Source organism: Marinomonas algae, assembly GCF_047525555.1.
In the GTDB taxonomy this organism is placed as follows: Bacteria; Pseudomonadota; Gammaproteobacteria; order Pseudomonadales; family Marinomonadaceae; genus Marinomonas.
In genome coordinates this window covers 16247-36842 of record NZ_JBLIXK010000005.1, presented here as the reverse complement: position 1 = coordinate 36842, position 20596 = coordinate 16247, and the positions used below count along the sequence as shown (strand labels likewise).

Sequence of the window (20596 nt, the reverse complement as noted above, 5' to 3'; positions counted from 1 at the left end):
ACATTCAACCGTATTTTGAAGGCAAAGCTATCAGACTAATTATTTGATAGCTTTGCCTCATCTATCTTAGCTTTCACAGCTTCAGCTTGTTCCGTTAACTCTGAATAGCCTTTTATGTCACCGCTACGTTGAGCTTGCATGGCTTTCTCCAATAACGCACCGTATTCTTTATCGAGTTTCTTGATCGGATCGGATTTCAAAAAGTTGAACATATTTAGCCTGCTTTCATGAGTGAATACTGTTTATACGCTAGAAGTAAGTACTTAGATCCTTTCCAAGATGAATAAGCATGATTAGGCACAAAAAAAACGCTGATCAGATGTCTCTGACCAGCGTTTTTTTAAAGCAAAGTGAGCTAAGACTTAAACGTCTAAGAAGTCCATAATGCCTTCAGCCGCTTTGCGGCCTTCATCAATGGCGGTTACCACTAAGTCAGAACCACGAACCATATCGCCACCAGCAAAGATCTTCTCGTTCGTTGTTTGGAACATGAATTTACCTTTTCTTGGCGCAACAACGCGTCCACGAGAGTCTGTTTCAATGCCAAACTTGTCGAACCAAGGTGCAGGACTCGCTTGGAAACCAAAGGCAACAAGAATAGCGTCAGCAGGAATGATTTGCTCACTGCCTTCAATGACTTCTGCGCTACGGCGACCATTTTCATCTGGCTCGCCCATTTGTGTTTCAACAACCTTAATGCCTTCTACTTTACCGTCACCAATAATTTCCACTGGCTGGCGGTTGAAAAGGAATTGCACACCTTCTTCACGAGCATTGGTTACTTCTTTACGAGAACCCGGCATGTTTTCTTGGTCACGACGATAAGCACAAGACACACTCTTCGCACCTTGACGAATCGCAGTACGGTTACAGTCCATCGCTGTATCGCCACCACCTAAAACAACCACTTGCTTGCCTTTTAGGTTAATGTAATCGGCTTCGTCTTCTTCAAAGTCTAGGCAATGATTAACATTGGAAATCAGGTAATCCAATGCGTCATGTACACCTGGTAAATCTTCACCTGGGAAGCCACCTTTCATATACTTATAAGTACCCATTCCAAGGAAAACGGCGTCGTATTCTTCTAAGATATGCTCAAAAGGAACATCGTCACCAACCGAAGTGCCTAAGACAAACTCAACGCCCATCTCTTCGAAAATCTCACGGCGGCGCGTCATTACACTCTTTTCCAGTTTGAATTCTGGAATACCAAATGTGAGCAATCCGCCAATCTCAGGATATTTATCAAACACAACAGGCTTGATACCGTTACGGACTAAAACGTCAGCACACGCAAGGCCTGCAGGGCCCGCACCGACGATCGCAACAGTTTTGTTCACTGGCACAACATTAGACATATCTGGACGCCAGCCCAAAGCGAATGCTGTATCTGTAATGTATTTCTCAACAGAACCAATTGTTACTGCACCAAAGCCGCCTTCGCCTAGCGTACAAGCGCCTTCACAAAGTCTGTCTTGTGGGCAAACTCGGCCACATACTTCTGGCAAAGAGTTAGTACGATGGCTCAATTCCGCCGCTTCTAAAATGCTGCCTTCGCTGACAAGTTTCAGCCAATTTGGGATGTAGTTGTGAACAGGACATTTCCACTCACAATATGGGTTACCACATTCCAAACAACGGTGCGCTTGGCTCTTTGCACCCGTTTCCTCAAAAGGTCGGTATATTTCGACAAATTGACCTTTACGCGTAATTAAAGGTTTTTTCTTAGGATCTTTACGATCCACTTCAACAAATTGAAATACGTTGTTCAAGCGCTCAGACATAAGCTGCTATCTCCTCGGCCAATTATAATAAAAGGCACTTCTCTCAAATGGGTCAAACTGATTTGTTTATGGCGCTTTGCTAACCATAGCAAAGCGCCATAACAGCGTGTTTTATTCCGGACGTTGACGAGTATTAGCCAATAGCGCGCCTAGGCTTGCTGCTTTTGGTTTTACTAGCCAGAACTTGCCAATGTAGTCATAGAAGTTTTCTAAGAGTTCATGGCCCCATTCGCTGTCAGTTTCTCGTACGTACTCTTCAAGTACAGAGCGAAGGTGTGAACGATATTCTTCTGTTAACTCTGTACCAATACGGTGAATTTCCACCAACTCATGGTTGTATTTATCAACAAAGGTGCGGTCCAAATCGAGAACGTAAGCAAAGCCACCCGTCATACCAGCACCGAAGTTATAACCCGTATTACCCAGTACCGTTACCATTCCGCCAGTCATATATTCACAGCAGTGATCGCCTGCGCCTTCTATAACTGTATGCGTGCCGGAGTTACGTACCGCAAAACGCTCACCTGCCGTACCTGCTGCAAACAACTTACCGCCAGTCGCACCATACAAACAGGTGTTACCAATAATGGCGGAGTCTTGAGACTTGAAGGATGAATTTTTCGGTGGACGAACAACTAACTTACCACCTGTCATACCTTTACCGACGTAATCGTTCGCATCGCCTTCTAGGTACATGTTCAAACCACCTGCGTTCCAAACACCAAAACTTTGACCTGCCGTTCCTTTCAGTTTCAAAGTTAAAGGCACATCAGACATACCTTGGTTGCCGTAGCGTTTAGCGATTTCGCCCGATAGACGAGCACCGATAGAACGGTCACAGTTGGTGACATTGAATTCGAACTCTCCACCTTCTTTCTCTTCTACTGCATTTTTCACAGCGTCCCACATGCGGATAGCATGCTCACCTTTATCGTGAGGAGGGTTGAAAGGTAAGTCGCAATATTGCGGCTTATCAGCAGGAATCGCGTCATTATTCAAAATCGGAGACAAGTCCAAGTTGCGCTGCTTGTCTGTTTCACCCGGTAGCGTCTTTAACAAATCCGTACGGCCAATCAGGTCTTGTAGACGAGACACACCCAATTTCGCTAACCATAGGCGAGTATCTTCGGCCATGAATAGGAAGAAGTTTTTGATCATCTCGACTGTGCCGATAAAGTGATCGTCACGTAGACCTTGGTCCTGAGTTGCAACACCTGTCGCACAGTTGTTTAAGTGACAGATACGTAAGAACTTACAACCCATCGCAACCATTGGTGTCGTACCAAAACCAAAACTTTCAGCACCTAGAATGGCCGCTTTCACAACGTCCAGACCAGTTTTTAAACCACCGTCCGTTTGCAGGCGAATCTTGCCACGCAAATCGTTTGAACGAAGTGCTTGTTGCGCTTCTGCCAAACCAAGTTCCCAAGGAGAACCTGCGTGACGAATAGAAGTAATCGGCGACGCCGCTGTACCACCGTCATAACCAGAAATAGTAATTAAGTCTGCATAGGCTTTCGCAACACCTGCCGCGATCGTACCTACACCAGGTTCAGAAACTAGCTTCACAGAAACCAAGGCTTCTGGGTTTACTTGCTTCAAGTCGAAGATGAGCTGAGCCAAATCTTCAATCGAATAAATATCATGATGCGGTGGTGGTGAAATCAAAGTCACACCAGGAACCGCGTAACGTAGACGAGCAATCAGGCCGTTTACCTTACCACCTGGAAGCTGACCACCTTCACCTGGTTTCGCACCTTGAGCAACCTTGATCTGCAACACTTCTGCATTAACCAAGTACTCAGGCGTTACACCAAATCGACCAGAAGCGATCTGTTTGATCTTAGAACGACGTTCTGTGCCATGACGAGCTGGATCTTCACCACCTTCACCTGAGTTTGAACGACAACCTAATTCGTTCATCGCTTGAGCAAGTGCTTCATGGGCTTCAGGAGACAAAGCTCCTAAAGACATACCTGCAGAGTCGAAGCGAGGAAGAATGTGTTCAACAGATTCCACTTCATCAATCGAAATTGGCTTGGCTTTGTCAGACAAAGTGAACAAGTCACGAATCATAGAAGCCGGACGCGTGTTCACCAATTCTGCGTATTTTGTGAAGTCTTCGAACTTACCAGAACCCACTGCGGTTTGAAGGTTGCGAACCACATCTGGATTAAAAGCATGGTATTCCGCGTCATGCACGTATTTTAAGTAACCACCGTGTTGGATCGGTTTACGCAATTTCCAAGCATTGTTTGCAATAGATGCTTGCTCGCGTTGGAAGTCTTCAAATCTAGCGCCCTTAATACGGCTCGAAACACCGCGGAAGCAAAGGTCAATAACAGCGGTATCCAAACCAATGGCTTCAAACAATTGAGCACCACGGTAAGACGCCATTGTAGAGATGCCCATTTTAGACAAGATCTTCATCAAGCCTTTGTTGATACCTTTACGATATTTCGCATGGCAAGAAATAGGATCGCCCATCACTTCGCCTTTATCGACCATATCGTTAATTAGGCGATAAGAAAGGTAAGGGTAAACCGCCGTTGCACCAAAGCCTAATAGAACAGCAAATTGATGAGGGTCACGGGCAAAGCCTGTGTCCGCAATGATGTTAGAGTCACAACGCAAACCAGCTCTAGTTAAATGGTGGTGAACAGCACCAACCGCCATAGGCGCAGGAATTGGCAAGTGCCCTTTCTGCAAGTCACGGTCCGTAAGAACCAAGATCACAGCGCCATTGCGTACTTCATCTTCAGCCTTAACTTGCAATGCTTTAATCGATTCTTCTAAAGACATTTCAGCAGGGTTGTAGTTTGTATCCAAACGAACTAAGCGGAATCTATGGTCATTCATCGCCAATAGACGAGTGAATTTGCGCGCCGAGAAGATAGGCGAAGATAAGATAATACGATTCGCGTGTTTCGGTGTTTCTTCGAACAAGTTGCGTTCTGAACCAATACACGTCTCTAAAGACATGACAACAGATTCACGCAATGGATCGATTGGTGGGTTTGTCACCTGCGCAAACTTCTGGCGGAAGTAATCACTTACTGGGCGAGTTTGGCTAGACATAACCGCCATCGGCGTATCATCACCCATAGAACCCACGGCTTCATGACCACTTTCTGCAAGTGGACGGAAGATTTGCTCACGCTCTTCAAAAGACACTTGGAACATCTTCTGGTAAGTGGACATTTCTTCTGGTGTGAAAGCAACAAACTCTTGGCTAGATTCAACAAGGATTGTTTCGATACGAATCGCTTCTTGCTTCAACCATTTTTTGTATGGATGCATGGATTTCAAACGTTTGTCGATATCATCCGTGTGAAGAACTTCACCTGTTTGAGTATCAACAACCAACATTTGACCAGGGCCAACACGGCCTTTAGCCACAACATCTTCAGGTTTGTAATCGTAAGTACCGATTTCAGACGCCAGTGTGATGAAACCATTTTTTGTTACAACCCAACGAGAAGGACGCAAACCGTTACGGTCCAACATACAAATCGCATGACGACCATCTGTCATTACCAAGCCTGCTGGGCCATCCCATGGTTCCATGTGCATTGAGTTGTACTCATAAAATGCACGCAACTCTGGGTCCATGTTTTCTACGTTTTGCCATGCCGGTGGAATGATCAAACGCGCAGCACGGAAAATATCCATACCACCCGTTACAAGGATTTCCAGCATGTTATCCATAGAAGAAGAATCTGAACCGGTTAAGTTAACCAATGGTTGCAGATCTTGTAATTCAGGGATCAAAGGTGAACGCAATTTGTTAGCACGAGCAAGAGCCCAGTTACGGTTACCTTCAATGGTGTTGATCTCACCGTTATGTGCCAACATGCGGAATGGCTGAGCTAATGGCCATCTTGGCAATGTATTAGTAGAGAAACGTTGGTGGAATACACAAATAGCCGTTTCTAGTTTCTCATTGCCTAAATCTTTATAAAAAGAAGGCAAATCCACGGGCATCATTAAGCCTTTATAAGACAACACCTTGTCAGACAAAGAACAAATGTAGAAGTTTTCATAATGAGCCAATGCCATTTCAGTTTTACGACGAGCAACGAATAAGCGAGTCGCAAAAGTACGAGCATCCATTCGGTTGCTGTCGATGAAAATTTGTTCGATGCGAGGTAAGCATTCTTCAGCAATTCGACCTAGACAAGAAGAGTCTGTTGGCACATCGCGCCAACCTACAACGTTTACGCCTTGGCTTTCTAACTGCTTTGTTAATTCGTCACGTTGTTCGCTTGCCAACGCTTCGTCTTGATCCAAGAAGACCATACCAATACCGTATAAATCCGATAAGGTATGTTTAAACAGTGATTCCGCCTCTGCGCGTAAAAAAGCATCTGGCTTCTGTATCAAAAGACCACAACCGTCTCCGGTTTTTCCATCGGCCGCGATACCACCGCGGTGCGTCATACATGTCAAAGATTGAATCGCTGTTTTCAACAATTCGTGGCTTGTATTGCCTTCCATATGAGCAATTAGACCAAAGCCACAGTTGTCTTTGAACTCGCCAGGACGATAAAGGCCTGCATTCATACACCAACTCCCAAAGTTGTAACCTAAATAAAATAAGTAAAGATAAAATCAAAATTTTGATGGCGGAATTAAGAAGCTGTACATATTGTTAAATGCGCTTCGAGAATGACTATCATTTATCCAAAAGGCCATCTAAATGGAAAGACATACTACCTCGCAGATGGGGACTACTCAAATTTACGCAAGCCCACTTTCTGTTATTTTGGCGGTTTTTATAGGGTATTTAGCGGTGAATAATCGGGAGTTAGAGAATTATCTATGGCTGGAGTTTTTTGAAACAGAAAATTCCACTGTTCATTCATGTTTTTCAGTGGATTACAGTTAATTTTACTAAATTGTATCTTTTTTTATACGAAAGCCTCACAAAAGGAGGCTCTCACAGTCTTATAAAGCATTATCCACAGTAGATTGATCTAAAAGTAATCTACAACGGAGGTTATTGCGCTTTCTTTATATCGTCTTGGATACCACGAGCACTTCTCGCCCATGGATTAAGGTCTCTTATGTCTCTAGGCAAGGTCTCCGATGCCGCAATGGCTTCACTGCGGTTTTGATATAAGCCGTATACGACAACATACCAATCTCGACCATTGTGCGTCGATTTAAAGTAACCAAACGCATCAACGCTGCCTTGATCTCGAATGAAGCTTTTGACTGTATTGATATTGTGCGTACCCAAAAGCTGCAAGGTGTAACGATTCGGATTTTGTGATTGCCACCACTGAGTCTTATCGAACGGATCTGGCGCCACAGTCACTGGCTCTGCTTTTGGCTGAACAACTTCAGGGGCAACGGGAGCGGGCTCAGCGGTTGGCACCTGTGTTCGTATCGGTGCCGTTGGCACAACTGGCTGAAGTGTTTGTGAACTAGGTTCTGCTTCTGGCGATGTTTCTGTGTTACCTAATGGACTAGACATACTAATCGCTGGCAAAGAGGTTTCTGTTGTCAACGCAGGCAAAACGAGTTCACCTTCTTGGCCAATTTTACGCTGCATGGCATCAATACGAGCAATGGTTTCCTCGGAAGACTGCCCTTGTCTAGGACTTAAAGGAATCACATTGCTGGTTCTATCCGCTACCGTATTTTCCTCTGGCTGATCAGAGAAAAGAACCGCCATCAAAATCCCCAACATAACGAGCGAAAGCAGAGCCATGTGCGCAAGAGGAAATCCCATCGCCAAGTTAAAGCGCATCTTTGCTTTACCTGACTTGCCTTTTCCCATCATGGTTTGGGCAATCGAATTAATGCGCCCTGGGTAACCACCAGACTCAAGATAAATTTGGGTGATTTGTTTTTCATTAAAAGGTAGGTTGATTCCGCCGCCTACCGCACGCACTCGATGCAATAAATAGGCACGAGTTTGCTCTAATGAATAGGGAGCCAAGGTGAATGAATGGCTCAACTGCTCATATCGAGAGCTTTGGAAAGAATCTAAATTTCGCGCCAGTGAATGCTCACTAAACAACACAATATGAGGAACGGTTTGATTCTCCGTTGCCAAAGACATCATGTCCAACAACATGGTCACAGCATCGGTATTTAACTCTTGTGCATTATCGACCAACACCAATGCCGCTTGGCCTTTTTCTTCCAAGTCATGGGAAAACTTAAGCAAAGGGCCAAAGGTTGTTTCATTAGGTGGCTGAGAAAAGTGACCAGCAAAGCCAGCGTATATGGCTTGCAATAGCTGGCCAGCCGTCATCAACATAGAGGCTTTTACGTGACTGACGATTGTGGATTCGTCTTGATGGCGGGCAAACTCCATCAAGAATCGACTTTTGCCGCTACCTTGTGGACCTTGTACAACAGAAAGCAAACTACTGTATCGACTTAAATGCTCTAGCAGAGCAAGCTGTTGATTGCCTTCTTCAGAAGCAAAGTAAACGGACGCATCCTTCGAGCCAAAAGGATCCCTCAGTGTCGATTTTGAGGGCTGATCGAGCGCATCCTCTAGGTCAAACTGAAAATCAGGCTTAGGCATAGTCGTCCTTCCACAATAGTCACTAAGAATAATTAAGTAAAAATCGCCTACTTACTTGCTTCAAGTGCATCCAAAATACATGCATTAAAATCGTCCATCGGGAAATCCGATGTCACCATAGCGTCACCCAAAGCATTCAAAAGCACTAGACGTAAACTGCCATCTAACACTTTTTTATCTAAGGCCATTCGCTCTATAAAGCTTTCTAGCGTCATATTTTTAGGGGGTAAAATTGGCAAATTAGCCGCTTCAAATAAAGCAATGGAACGACTCAAATCGTCATCCGTTACTTTGCCCATACGCCATGAAAGATCCAGCGCAAGAATACTACCCGCTGCCACCGCTTCACCGTGTAACCAATTTCCATATCCCATTTCGGTTTCTATAGCGTGGCCAAAAGTATGTCCAAGATTGAGAATCGCACGAATCCCGCCTTCTCTTTCATCTTGAGCAACAACGTTAGCTTTTGCCAAGCAAGAACGATAAATCGCTTCGCTTATTTTATCATTGTCTAGCGCCATTAATGGCGTCATCTCTTGCTCTAACCAATCAAAGAAAGGCGCATCGCAAATCAAACCGTATTTAATGACTTCCGCCATGCCTGCTGACAACTCTCGTTGAGGCAAGCTTTCTAGAGTTTCCGTATCAATAATAACGGCCTGTGGCTGATAAAACGCCCCTATCATATTCTTGCCTAGAGGATGGTTTACACCGGTTTTACCACCCACAGAAGAATCTACTTGCGACAACAAGGTTGTTGGCACCTGAATGAAAGGCACACCGCGTTGATAGGTTGCCGCTGCAAAGCCAGCCATGTCACCCACAACACCACCGCCTAATGCGATCACAGTCGTTGTTCTATTGTGCTTCGCCTCTAGTAACGCGGTCATAATCTGACCGTATGTTTCTAGTGTTTTGTAAACTTCACCATCCGGTAAGATGCAAGTATCCACTTTATAGTCTGCGGACAACATGGACACCATAGACTTCAGATACAAAGGAGCAATGGTCTCATTTGTTACTATCATGACCTGTTTGCCATGAATCGCCTCATCAAACAGCGCTTTTTGCTGACGAATACCATGGCCAATATAAATAGGGTAACTACGATCGCCAAGATCAACGGTTAACGTACGCATTAAGATACAGAGGTCTCCATGTCGAGATGTCGCTTGATCGCATCCAGCACCTTGTTGGCGACAGATTTTGGATGGCGCGAATCAGTTTCTATTACAAGTGTCGCCACTTCTCTATAAAGAGGGTCACGCACTTCAAAAAGTTTTCTTAAGGTTGCCCTTGGATCGCCGGTTTGCAAAAGAGGACGATGGGTGCTTTTAGACGTTCGGTAAAGTTGCTGAGCAACAGAAGCATATAGATATACCACTAAAGCATCATCGCGAAGAATGTCACGATTTTCCTCTCGCATTACAATACCACCACCTGTCGCGACAACAGAGTCACTTGTATCTGATTGAACAATCGACGTAAGCGCCTGTGTTTCTCGCTTACGAAAACCGTCTTCACCTTCCTTTTCAAAAATCCAAGGAATATCAGCACCAGCATTATCTTCTATGACTTTATCAAGGTCATAAAACTCTTTGCCCATTGATTGTGAAATCAAACGACCTATCGTGGTTTTTCCTGCGCCCATTGGGCCTACTAAAATAATATTGGGGGCTTTTGTCATTGTATTCAGTTACATCGGAATTAAGCAGAATCAAACTGCGGCCTAGTTACCTGACATTTGTAGCAGCTTTGGAGTAATAAATACAAGTAATTCAACCTTTTCTTGCTGTTCTGAGCGTCTTTTAAACAATGCACCCAGCAAAGGGATGTCACTAAAGAAAGGCACTCGACTTTCAGTTTCAAAGCTTTCTTCTCTGAAAATCCCACCTAAAATAAGCGTTTCTTCATTTTTTACTACCACCTGAGTTTTCAAGCGATTCGTTTCAAGGCTCGGAACGCCATTAACCAAATCACCAACCGAGTCTTGATGTATCGTTAATTGCAATAAAATACGATTGCCGTCTTTCACAAAAGGCGTCACTTCTAACATTAATGATGCTTGACGAAATTCCACCGTTACCGTTTCATCGCTGATGGTTTGATAAGGCACTTCTGTGCCAGATTCTATTTTCGCTACCAAGCCTTCTGAAGTTACTATTTTCGGCTTAGAGATCACTTCTGCAACGCCTTCGCTCTCCATCAAATCCAATGTAAAATCCAATAACCCAACGCTACCTGAGCTGGCAATATTTAAGCTTGTGGTGGGCACTAATGCGCCTAAATCGACCGCACCACCCACAGATGATCGAACATTGTCAGACAGTTTAGTTTGCCAATTCACACCGAATTGCGATTGCGCCGTCCGGCTAACTTGGGCAATTTGAGCACTGATTTCAATTTGCCTTAATGGCGCATCTAACCAAGCGAGAGTCTCTTGTAAGCCTTCTGGCAACTCACAAATATGCGCCACAATTGAGTTAGTTCGCTCATCAACCACCATAGAAATAGAAGGATATAAAGTTTGTAAGTGCCTACCAACCGAATCAGCCTTGGCATGCTTAATTAGCCAATAGAACCTTTGGCATTGCACTCTGCCCTTTTCGTGCTCAGTGACATCCACCAAAATTTCGGGCATTAATACGGCTACTCGACCTTGCCATTCAAGACGAATCCCTGGTTGTTGAGCAACGGCTTCCATAACATCCGTCCAATTAGCATCTTTAATCGATAACGTCAGCAAACCTTCGATATCTGGACTAATGACCACACTCTCATTCATCTGAGATGCAAGCCACGGCAACACCTCTTGCAAGGGGCGAGACTCAAAATACACATCCATTGCCGAAGAAGGACGAGACAACAAACATCCCACAAGAACACAAACCGGTATCAAAAACTTATTCGTTATTGGCGTTATCATTGCTCTCCCTCCTTTCCCTGAATTGCAGCGCAACTTGATCACCGTCTTTACTAACCAAAGTTACTCGATCAAAGGCGACGAGATCGACAGTCAGCCCCGCTGTTGGCAACCAACTCCCTTGACGAACCCAGTGCTGATTGTCCTTATGCTTCAATAATGCCGAAGCACTCGCACCAGCGCGCATGGTGGAAACCAGAGTCCACTCCTCCTCGACAAATCGCCCTATTTTTAAATTACTCGGCAACCAATTCTCATAAGCTCGATTCCTTTTCGGTTCTTGGATATCAAACAACAACCGCCCATGCCAAGTGCCGTCTTGCTCACTTTCCCAAGAGGCAGAAACAAGCTTTAACGCGCTTTTTTCCTGAACTTTTTCAAGTAAGACTTGCCACTCTTTTATCAAGGCACGGCCTTCTACTTGCCAAGTCGTGGCAGCACCTTGAACTTTATTTCCCACAGAATAAGTGGCCCAATCCACTTGGAGAAAATCCTTTTCTTCCATCATTCGAGATTGCACCTGTATTTTTTGCCAGGATGCACTAAGCTGCGTTTTACGTTTTATCTGACGCTCCACATCAAGATATTTTTCAGACAAAACGGGATACCAAGCCAATGCCTGCACCAAAATCAGTAAGCACACTCTAGAACCGCTAATGGCAAGCAAAGAGGCTCTATTCACTTTCAAAAACTGAGATAAAAACATCCAACACCTCCTTGCTCGATTCGAAAGGAGACAACACGTCATTAGATGTTTGGTGCAATTCAGAGACTTGCCAACGCCAATTCGGGAAACGCTGTTGCCAGCGAGCAAGCAAAGGCTCAAATTCTTCCTGCATTAAGGTCAATTGAAAATCGGCTTGCTGGTTTTGTCCGTCAAAAGAGACCAAACGCACTGACGTCGGCAGCGCTTGCATCAAGCGTAAAGTCGATAATACAAAGTCATTTGGTTCTTGATGTGACGCCCAAGCTGACTGCCTTTCTAATAGGACTTGCCGGTCTGTTAAAGACTGGTGAATACGTTGCTCTAGTGATAAAAAGTATCCATAAGCGATGCAGTGAATCGAGACACTAAAAAGCAACAAACAGAGCCAAAGACGTTTCATATGTTGACGTTTTTTATAGTCAGGTTGATAAGAAGAAAGCGCATATTTCGACAAAGCCGACCATGACCGTAAACTCGGTTTTGTGCTTTGCCAAAGACTAATCGGCACAATCAGGCAGGACACATTCTTCGACTGAAAAGGAGAGCTGAGCTGCTTCCTCCATTCCTCAGAACAAGCAAATACAGTCAGCTGAATTCGCTTATCTTCTAACAAGGCTTTTCGGAAACTAAACAAGACTGTTTCTGGTGCCGAAAACGTGCTTTCCACTGCGTACGATAAAGCCGCTAAAGGCAGTAACGACGATGGCGTCAAAGGATCTAAAACATGATTAGAAACAGATAACCAATGATCTGGAATCAGAATCACGACACGAGATGTTACCTTGCACTCACTAAGGGAAAGAGCCTTTTGAAGCAAGATAAGTTGGGAAGAATCAGGAATGAAATCGGATGATTGCAGCGAAGTATCAATCCATTTATCTATCTCATTTCTGTTATAGAGAGTGCATTGTTCAGCGCCATATAAAGCGACCGAATAGGGCTTAATTAGCTTCATCATTCATCCTTGAAATAGTAAGCAGAGATACAAGTTTTACTAATTGACTTCCATGCCAATTTTTTAACAAGATAACACGAATTCGTGCAAAGTTAAGCGCCAATTTTACCCGAATTTTAGGTATACTAAATTTTTATCTGCATTCATTGGATTCATATGGGCAAGGCATTCAAAATATTGTTTTTTCTAGGTCTCTTCGGTGCCATTAGCGCTGCAGCAATTACCTATGGAATTTATCACAGTGTGAAGGACCGCATTCCCACCGTAGAGGAATTGAAAGACATAGAGTTAAAAATCCCTTTACGTATTTATACCGCAGACAATCAGCTTATTGGTGAATTTGGTGACCAACGCCGCACACCAATAAAATATGCCGACATTCCACAAGGCTTAGAACATGCCATTTTAGCTGCTGAAGACACCAATTTTTACAACCACCCAGGCGTTGACATCATGGGCTTGGGACGAGCTGTTTTCCAGTTGGTCACAACGGGGGAAAAGCAAGGCGGTGGCAGTACCATCACCATGCAGGTTGCCAGAAACTACTTCTTATCTTTCGAGCAAACCTTCACTCGTAAATTCACTGAGATCTTCATCTCTTTAAAAATGGAAAAAGAGCTGACGAAACACGAAATACTCGAGCTTTACGTCAACAAAATTTATCTTGGTAACCGTGCTTACGGATTTGAAGCCGCTGCTCAAGTCTATTATGGCAAAAGCCTTGCTGAGCTAGATTTAGCTCAACTAGCCATGATTGCAGGCTTGCCGAAAGCCCCTTCTCGCTACAACCCTGTCGTCAATCCATCTCGCGCTTTAATTCGTCGAAACTGGATTCTACAACGCATGCTTTCCCTTGGCATGATAGATAAAACCGAATACCAAACTGCAGTCGAAGCCCCAATCACCTCTAAGAATCATGGCGTCACGCCGGATATCGAAGCTGGCTACATTGCTGAAATGGTTCGAGCTGAACTTTATAACACCTTTGGTGATGACCTTTACAGCACAGGCATGTCGGTTTACACCACCATAGATTCAGGCCGTCAGAAAGCCGCCAATTCCGCTGTTTTCAATGGCGTTTTGAATTATGACATGCGCCACGGCTACCGAGGTTCTATTGAAACTCGCGTGGACCTTGTTGAAGCGCCATTAGAAGAACAAGAACAAGCTCTTCAAGACATAGGCCGATTTGAAGACTGGCAGACGGCACTGGTTCTAGAAACAACAGACACAACAGCTGACGTTCGCTTATCTAACGGTGAGCGAACAACACTTCCTTGGGACGCTCTAAAATGGGCAAAGCCTTACATTGACGAAAACTCTCAAGGCGCTCAACCAGAAGTTGTCGGCGATGTACTTGTCCCTGGAGACATCATTCGCTTACGTCCAGACAATAAGCTTGGTTGGATGTTGGCTCAGAAACCAAATGTTCAAACCGCTCTGATTTCATTAAACAGCAAAGATGGTGCGATCCAAGCATTAGTCGGTGGATTCAATTTCTATGAGAATAAATTCAATCGCATCACTCAATCCAAACGCCAACCTGGATCGAACTTTAAACCCTTTGTTTATGCGAGCGCACTGAACAGCGGTTACACAGCAGCCAGCATTATTAACGATGCTCCTGTGGTTTTTAATGATTCAAACTTGGCTTCTGCATGGCGTCCAACTAATGATGGCGGTCGATTCTATGGACCAACGCGATTACGTCAGGCGCTTTATCGTTCACAGAACATTGTTTCGGTTCGCTTGCTTGATGAGCTAGGTATTCGCCCTACTCTAAACTTCTTACGCCGCTTTGGATTTGATCCAAATGAGCTGCCACATAACTTATCGTTATCATTAGGTAGCGCCAACTTATCACCTTTACAAATTGCGACTGGCTATGCGGTGTTCTCGAATGGCGGTTATCAAGTGCAGCCTTACTTAATTGATAAAGTCATTGATAGAAACAACCAGACCTTATTCCAAGCCAACCCCGTTACTGTTTGTACCACTTGTACTGCGCTCGAAAAAACGAGTGATGACGAACCTCAAATGGGGTTATTCGATACGCCTAACGGCATTCGCAGTTTACCGATTGCACCGCAAGTTCTTGACCCTGAAGTGAACTACATCATTTACGACATGATGCGCGATGTTATTAAGTATGGTACTGGACGTCGTGCATTGGTGCTAAAACGTGATGATATTGCAGGCAAAACAGGTACCACCAATGATGGCCGTGATGCTTGGTTTTCTGGCTTCAATGGCGACATAGTTACTTCGGTATGGAGTGGCTTTGATAACTCTTCACCATTGGGACGAGGCGAATGGGGTGGATCGGTTTCTCTCCCCCCCTGGATAGATTATATGCGCTATGCGTTGAACGGCACGCAATCGTCATTTGTCACCAAGCCCTCATCTTTGGTCACCGTTCGCATTGACCCAAAAACAGGTGAACGCGCTTTGCCAGGTCAATCAGATGCCATTTTTGAAATCTTCAGACAAGGCAATGTGCCACCTGAACGAGACATCAATCTGCCAGCCTTTAACAACAATGTGAGCAATGAATCTGAGGAAGAGCAGCAAGAAGACAACGCCTTAGAAAACCTATTCTAAAAAGCTCTCTCGTATTTCAGGGCGGAATACAGTCCAAAAAAAAGCGATATCTGAATCAGATATCGCTTTTTTTATATGGCGTATTTTACTTAAGCACCAAAGTGATCAAGATTTTCCAGAGGATAAAAATCTGGGTATGGAAGCGTAGCCACACCAGAGTCGACTGCCGCCTTTGCAACCGCTGCAGACACAGCTGTCAGCAAGCGAGCATCCATTGGTTTTGGCAAGATGTATTCTTTACCAAAGCTTAATGCTGCACCGCCATAGGCTTCAACAACATCTGCAGGTGCCGCTTCTTTCGCAAGATCTTTCAATGCATGAACCGCAGCCACTTTCATTTCTTCGTTAATCTTAGTCGCACGAACGTCTAATGCACCACGGAAGATGAAAGGGAAGCCAAGTACGTTGTTTACTTGGTTAGGGTAATCAGAACGGCCTGTCGCCATAATCAAATCATCACGAGTTGCACGAGCCAATTCCGGATTAATTTCTGGGTCTGGGTTCGAGCAAGCAAATACAATTGGGTTCGCCGCCATTTTACTAAGCTGCTCAGCAGAGAATAAATCTGGACCAGATACACCGATGAACACATCAGCGCCATCAATGGCATCATCCAATGTACGTTTGTCTGTATCGATCGCAAACATGGCTTTAAACTGGTTTAAATCATCACGACCAGAATGAATCACGCCTTTACGGTCAAGAACAAAAATGTTCTCACGCTGAGCACCACAAGCGATAATCAGCTTCATACAAGCCGTTGCCGCTGCACCTGCACCTAAACAAACGATCTTCGCAGTCGTGATATCTTTGCCTTGTAATTCAAGCGCATTAAGAAGGCCTGCAGCCGTTACGATCGCTGTACCATGTTGATCGTCATGGAAAACAGGAATAGAACAACGTTCAATCAATTGGCGTTCAATTTCAAAACATTCTGGTGCTTTAATGTCTTCTAAATTAATGCCGCCGTATGTATTCGCAATACGAGCGACTGTATCGATAAAAGCTTGTGGGCTTTCAGATTCTACTTCCACATCAACAGAGTTAATGCCAGCAAAGCGCTTAAACAACAGGCCTTTACCTTCCATAACTGGCTTACTGGCCAATGGGCCTAAGTTGCCTAAACCAAGAATCGCAGAACCATCAGAAATAACAGCAACCAGATTGCCTTTACCTGTGTATCGGTAAGCATTTTCTGGGTCTTTTGCGATTTCACGACAAGGTTCAGCAACACCTGGGCTATAAGCTAAAGAAAGGTCACGAGCGGTAGCCGTTGGTTTAGTAATAGTAACGCTCAATTTACCTGGAACTGGATTTTCATGGTAATCCAGTGCTGCTTGCATAATATCTTCTGCCATTATGATGTTTCCGTCTGTTTGGTGTTATTAGTATTGTGTTGGCCACATAGTACCTTGCTGATAATCCGATACTACAGAAGTCATAAGATTAAAAGGTGGTACATTATATTTGTGAATGTCGAGCATAATCTATCTGATTAATAGTTTAAAGCGACAAAGGCCTCGATTAGGCGAATTTAATTGCTAGCGCTGTTCAATCAACTGCAAATCGTTAGGGTGCCTAACGGAAAGTACCCAAGACTTAAATTCAGTATTGCGGTTCTTACGTTGATGTTGCCAGCCTCGAACTTCTACTTCTTTCCCTTCAAGATAAAACACTTTCTGGGCAAGCCAATAGTCCATAGCATTAGGCGGTAGGTTAATCACCAAGTCTTGACCGGTTTCTAACCACCAGCCGCCACGGTTTCGAGTAACGGAAGTGATGGTAACACGAGAGATTGCAAAGCCAGCTTTTGGCTGCCACTGCAAGGAGTGCTTCCACAGCCTTTTTTCAGACTGTCGCGCAAGCTCTTCTGCTTGCTGGAAGCACGATTGATATTCTAAATCTGGCGGAACGGCAATACGATAACCCAATCCTTCCGCCAATAGTTGGCTCGTCAATGACACGCCATTTTCATCAAAAAGATAATACAGGTAACGACCGTAACGGTCTCGACCACTTTTTGACGTTTGAATATACACGAATTGATCAAGAAGAGAACGAAGGAAATCCGTCGCTTCTTCAGCGTACAGATCATGACGACCATTTTTGTGATCAAGCTCTGGCGTATTAAGACCAACAAAGCGGACTTTTCGGCCATCTTCTAAATGCAGTGTATCGCCATCTACAATTCTTTTGATTTTTGCTTTTTCAAGCGGTCCGACTGCGGTACAGCTTTCTTCTGCCAATACAGCAAAGGACAAAAACAAAAAAAGCGCCAAGAAAACTTGACGCTTTTTTAATAAGATCACTTTCATGCCACCAATTACTTAGTAGTACGACGTGCTCCGAAACGCTTGTTAAAGCGATCAACACGACCACCAGTGTCCAACATTTTTTGTTGGCCTGTGTAGAATGGGTGACATTTGCTGCATACGTCGATGTGCATGTCTTTGCCTGCAGTTGAGTTTAGGTTCAACGTGTTACCGCAAGTACAAGTTGCAGTAAGTGCAGAGTAATTCGGATGGATATCTTGTTTCATAGTATTTACCTTATAGTTGGTGTGCCGCCACTTGATCGAAATGTTACTGGGCTTTCGCCTCGTCAAGCACCGCACGATTCGTTGTACAGACATTGTACAGTGGTACCAAGCGGCGTATTTTAGGGGGCAATGACATAATCAGCAACCTTTTTATTGCGCTTTATTAATAAAATTGCCTCTCGCACCCAACCACCACTCTAGCGTACACTTGATTCTTCACTGAAACACCTGACTAAACAAGGCTTAACCTAACGCATGCAAGAGGCGCTCCTAACTCCTTATCCTTTCATTAAAGTGGCTTTACCTGTCCCAATGCGCACTTTATTTGATTATAAGGTACCAAAAGCCATCGCCCTTCGGCATGAGCTAAAACCTGGGATGCGCATCAAGGTGCCGTTCGGGAAAAGCAGCCGTCTTGGCGTTATTGTCGCCCTGAGTGAAACCAGTGATTGGGACCCAGAACAAGTCAAACCTCTTACCTCTTTACATGATGAAAGCCCTGTTATCACTACAGAATTAATGGCGTTGTGTGAGTGGGCCGCCCGTTATTATCATCACCCTATTGGCGATGTCATTTTCCATGCTTTACCAGTGCTTTTACGCAAAGGTGAAAACGCCGAATTTCGTACAGAAAATTGGTGGCTAACCACACCGGAAGGACAAAACTTTCCACTAGAACAATTAAGCCGAGCACCTCGCCAGCAAGATTTTCTGCGCGCTGTACAACAACATCCAAATGGTCTCAGTCAGCATGCAGCTTCTGTTCTCGACCTTGCACCTGCGGCAGGAAAAAGTCTGGAAGAAAAAGGCTTATTACGCCGAGAACCTCGCTCCTTTAATAAAAGCGGTGAAAAGCATTCACACCAGACGCAAGTGCCACCAACACTCAATCCAGAACAAGCGCTCGCAACAGAGGAATTATTAGACTCTCGCCATCACTTCCATGTTTCACTATTGGATGGCGTGACAGGAAGCGGTAAAACCGAAGTGTTTCTGCGCCTTATGGAACGTCTGATAAAAGAAGGCAAACAAATTCTCGTAATGGTTCCGGAGATCGGCCTCACACCCCAGACACTCAAACGCTTTGAAGTTCGCTTCAATACTGACATCGTTTTAATGCATTCCAACATGAGCGATAGAGAGCGCTTGGATGCTTGGCTATTAGCCGCCAATGGTCATGCGAAAATCATTATCGGCACACGATCCGCCGCTTTTATTCCAGCTCCAAATCTTGGCCTGATCGTAATAGACGAAGAACACGACTCTTCCTACAAACAACACGAAGGCTTTCGTTATCATGCTCGAGATCTGGCGATCAAGCGAGCTCAGTCTCTGGACATTCCCGTCTTATTAGCGTCGGCCACGCCATCCTACGAAAGCTTAACCAATGCTCTGCAGAAAAAGTTCTCTTGGATAAAATTACGTCAACGCGCCGGAAACGCTCACATTCCCGAAATGGAAAGAGTGGATCTGCGGGGCAAAAGCCTTATTCATGGTTTTAGTGAACAAGCCCTTGCCAGCATGAAGCTCTGCTTAGAGCGCAAAGAGCAAGTGCTTATCTTCCTGAACCGCCGAGGCTACGCTCCGACGCTTATGTGTCATCAATGTGGTTGGATTGCCGCCTGCGATCATTGCGATGTAAACCTAACGGTTCACAAACGAGCCAACAAACTTCATTGCCATCATTGCGATACGCAAAAAGCATTACTGCACACTTGCCCTGAGTGTCAGTCAGAAGAGCTTTTTACTGTCGGCGAGGGCACAGAGCAAATAGAAACTCAGCTGCATACCTTGTTTAAAGACACGCCTATTTTGCGCATAGACAGAGACAGCACTCAGCGCAAATCAGCAATGGCAAAATTGACGCAAAAAATCCACGAACATGACCAAGCCATTTTAATTGGCACACAAATGCTCGCCAAAGGTCATCATTTTCCGAATGTTACTTTAGTGATCATCATGGACGCAGATGCCGGTCTTTTCTCTTCAGACTTTCGTGGCATGGAGCGAACGGCACAGCTTATTACTCAAGTTGCAGGACGAGCAGGACGAGCCAAAAAACCAGGGCATGTTTTGCTGCAAACCTACCATCCAGATCATGCAGCGATAGAATGTTTGTGCAACCTCGGCTACGAGCATTTCGCCATTGATGGATTAGCCGAACGCAAATCTTTGTCTTTGCCGCCCTTCTATCATCAAGTCATCATTCGAGCCGAATCCGCTAACGAGCAAGAGGCGATGCAACTTCTCGCCGCCATGAGAAACGACCTAGAACCTTACTTATCGAAAGATGTGTATCTTGTTGGTCCGTATGCTGCCATCATTGTCCGCAAAGCAGGACAACATAGAGCGCTTATCTCTCTTAAAGCGTCCCATCGAGCCCCTTTGCACCATGCTGTACAATTAATGAGTAACTGGCTTGAGCAATCCACTCGTCAGCATAAAATTCGTTTCGCAATCGACGTAGATCCACTGGAAACTTACTGATCGAGCAAGCATAATGTGCGCATTACACTCAGTGTCCCAACTTATGAAAAAATCAAA

At 44.7% G+C, this 20596-nt stretch carries 14 protein-coding genes; 2 read left to right on the top strand and 12 right to left on the bottom strand.

Features of this window, described 5'->3' with window-relative positions; genetic code table 11:
• Positions 1-35: 35 nt before the first annotated feature.
• The 9 genes from ACMUMQ_RS08975 to ACMUMQ_RS08935 form a co-directional block, all read right to left on the bottom strand.
• Positions 36-212: a DUF6435 family protein gene (locus tag ACMUMQ_RS08975; RefSeq protein WP_317005327.1), complete on the bottom strand. Its 177-nt coding sequence runs from the start codon at positions 210-212 to the stop codon at positions 36-38.
• Positions 213-362: 150 nt separating this feature from the next.
• Complete coding sequence (locus ACMUMQ_RS08970) at positions 363-1784, bottom strand: glutamate synthase small subunit GltD family protein (protein WP_414681650.1); 1422 nt, start codon at positions 1782-1784, stop codon at positions 363-365.
• Between the two features lie 111 nt (positions 1785-1895).
• Positions 1896-6347 (bottom strand): glutamate synthase large subunit, encoded by a 4452-nt coding sequence (gene gltB, locus ACMUMQ_RS08965; protein WP_414681649.1) that lies wholly within the window; start codon positions 6345-6347, stop codon positions 1896-1898.
• Positions 6348-6783: 436 nt separating this feature from the next.
• Positions 6784-8328: an SPOR domain-containing protein gene (locus ACMUMQ_RS08960; RefSeq protein ID WP_414681648.1), complete on the bottom strand. Its 1545-nt coding sequence runs from the start codon at positions 8326-8328 to the stop codon at positions 6784-6786.
• A 47-nt stretch (positions 8329-8375) separates the two neighbouring features.
• Positions 8376-9467 (bottom strand): 3-dehydroquinate synthase, encoded by a 1092-nt coding sequence (aroB, locus tag ACMUMQ_RS08955; protein WP_414681647.1) that lies wholly within the window; start codon positions 9465-9467, stop codon positions 8376-8378.
• Positions 9467-10015: a shikimate kinase gene (locus ACMUMQ_RS08950; RefSeq protein WP_414681646.1), complete on the bottom strand. Its 549-nt coding sequence runs from the start codon at positions 10013-10015 to the stop codon at positions 9467-9469. The genes aroB and ACMUMQ_RS08950 overlap by 1 nt, the downstream gene beginning before the upstream one ends.
• A gap of 42 nt (positions 10016-10057) precedes the next feature.
• Positions 10058-11254 carry a secretin GspD/PilQ domain-containing protein gene (locus ACMUMQ_RS08945; protein WP_414681645.1) on the bottom strand — a complete coding sequence of 399 codons (1197 nt, stop codon included), beginning with the start codon at positions 11252-11254 and terminating at the stop codon, positions 10058-10060.
• Positions 11232-11957 carry a hypothetical protein gene (locus ACMUMQ_RS08940; RefSeq protein WP_414681644.1) on the bottom strand — a complete coding sequence of 242 codons (726 nt, stop codon included), beginning with the start codon at positions 11955-11957 and terminating at the stop codon, positions 11232-11234. The genes ACMUMQ_RS08945 and ACMUMQ_RS08940 overlap by 23 nt, the downstream gene beginning before the upstream one ends.
• Positions 11926-12915 carry a hypothetical protein gene (locus tag ACMUMQ_RS08935; protein WP_414681643.1) on the bottom strand — a complete coding sequence of 330 codons (990 nt, stop codon included), beginning with the start codon at positions 12913-12915 and terminating at the stop codon, positions 11926-11928. Before ACMUMQ_RS08935 ends, ACMUMQ_RS08940 begins: the two co-directional genes overlap by 32 nt.
• Positions 12916-13068: 153 nt before the next feature.
• Here ACMUMQ_RS08935 and ACMUMQ_RS08930 point away from each other — a divergent pair, with 153 nt between their 5' ends.
• Positions 13069-15513, top strand: a complete 2445-nt coding sequence (locus ACMUMQ_RS08930; RefSeq protein ID WP_414681642.1) for a penicillin-binding protein 1A — start codon at positions 13069-13071, stop codon at positions 15511-15513.
• An 89-nt stretch (positions 15514-15602) separates the two neighbouring features.
• Here the strand turns inward: ACMUMQ_RS08930 and ACMUMQ_RS08925 are convergent, their stop codons facing one another.
• The 3 genes from ACMUMQ_RS08925 to rpmE all read right to left on the bottom strand — a co-directional run bounded on the left by ACMUMQ_RS08925 (position 15603) and on the right by rpmE (position 18052).
• Entirely contained in the window at positions 15603-16871 is a 1269-nt protein-coding gene (locus ACMUMQ_RS08925) for a malic enzyme-like NAD(P)-binding protein (protein ID WP_414681641.1), read from the bottom strand.
• A 183-nt stretch (positions 16872-17054) separates the two neighbouring features.
• On the bottom strand, positions 17055-17828 hold the full coding sequence (locus ACMUMQ_RS08920; protein ID WP_414681640.1) for a thermonuclease family protein: 774 nt from the start codon (positions 17826-17828) through the stop codon (positions 17055-17057).
• Between the two features lie 8 nt (positions 17829-17836).
• The gene (gene rpmE, locus ACMUMQ_RS08915) at positions 17837-18052 is read right to left on the bottom strand and encodes a 50S ribosomal protein L31 (protein ID WP_414681639.1); all 216 of its coding nucleotides are present in this window, start codon (positions 18050-18052) and stop codon (positions 17837-17839) included.
• A 255-nt stretch (positions 18053-18307) separates the two neighbouring features.
• Here rpmE and ACMUMQ_RS08910 point away from each other — a divergent pair, with 255 nt between their 5' ends.
• Complete coding sequence (locus tag ACMUMQ_RS08910; RefSeq protein ID WP_414681638.1) at positions 18308-20539, top strand: primosomal protein N'; 2232 nt, start codon at positions 18308-18310, stop codon at positions 20537-20539.
• Positions 20540-20596 lie beyond the last annotated feature (57 nt).

Excerpts from the sequence above, each read along its gene's own strand:
- ACMUMQ_RS08975 (WP_317005327.1), bottom strand. The coding sequence starts at position 212 with ATGTTCAACTTTTTGAAATCCGATCCGATCAAGAAACTCGATAAAGAA.
- ACMUMQ_RS08970 (WP_414681650.1), bottom strand. The coding sequence starts at position 1,784 with ATGTCTGAGCGCTTGAACAACGTATTTCAATTTGTTGAAGTGGATCGT.
- gltB (WP_414681649.1), bottom strand. The coding sequence starts at position 6,347 with ATGAATGCAGGCCTTTATCGTCCTGGCGAGTTCAAAGACAACTGTGGC.
- ACMUMQ_RS08960 (WP_414681648.1), bottom strand. The coding sequence starts at position 8,328 with ATGCCTAAGCCTGATTTTCAGTTTGACCTAGAGGATGCGCTCGATCAG.
- aroB (WP_414681647.1), bottom strand. The coding sequence starts at position 9,467 with ATGCGTACGTTAACCGTTGATCTTGGCGATCGTAGTTACCCTATTTAT.
- ACMUMQ_RS08950 (WP_414681646.1), bottom strand. The coding sequence starts at position 10,015 with ATGACAAAAGCCCCCAATATTATTTTAGTAGGCCCAATGGGCGCAGGA.
- ACMUMQ_RS08945 (WP_414681645.1), bottom strand. The coding sequence starts at position 11,254 with ATGATAACGCCAATAACGAATAAGTTTTTGATACCGGTTTGTGTTCTT.
- ACMUMQ_RS08940 (WP_414681644.1), bottom strand. The coding sequence starts at position 11,957 with ATGTTTTTATCTCAGTTTTTGAAAGTGAATAGAGCCTCTTTGCTTGCC.
- ACMUMQ_RS08935 (WP_414681643.1), bottom strand. The coding sequence starts at position 12,915 with ATGATGAAGCTAATTAAGCCCTATTCGGTCGCTTTATATGGCGCTGAA.
- ACMUMQ_RS08930 (WP_414681642.1), top strand. The coding sequence starts at position 13,069 with ATGGGCAAGGCATTCAAAATATTGTTTTTTCTAGGTCTCTTCGGTGCC.
- ACMUMQ_RS08925 (WP_414681641.1), bottom strand. The coding sequence starts at position 16,871 with ATGGCAGAAGATATTATGCAAGCAGCACTGGATTACCATGAAAATCCA.
- ACMUMQ_RS08920 (WP_414681640.1), bottom strand. The coding sequence starts at position 17,828 with ATGAAAGTGATCTTATTAAAAAAGCGTCAAGTTTTCTTGGCGCTTTTT.
- rpmE (WP_414681639.1), bottom strand. The coding sequence starts at position 18,052 with ATGAAACAAGATATCCATCCGAATTACTCTGCACTTACTGCAACTTGT.
- ACMUMQ_RS08910 (WP_414681638.1), top strand. The coding sequence starts at position 18,308 with ATGCAAGAGGCGCTCCTAACTCCTTATCCTTTCATTAAAGTGGCTTTA.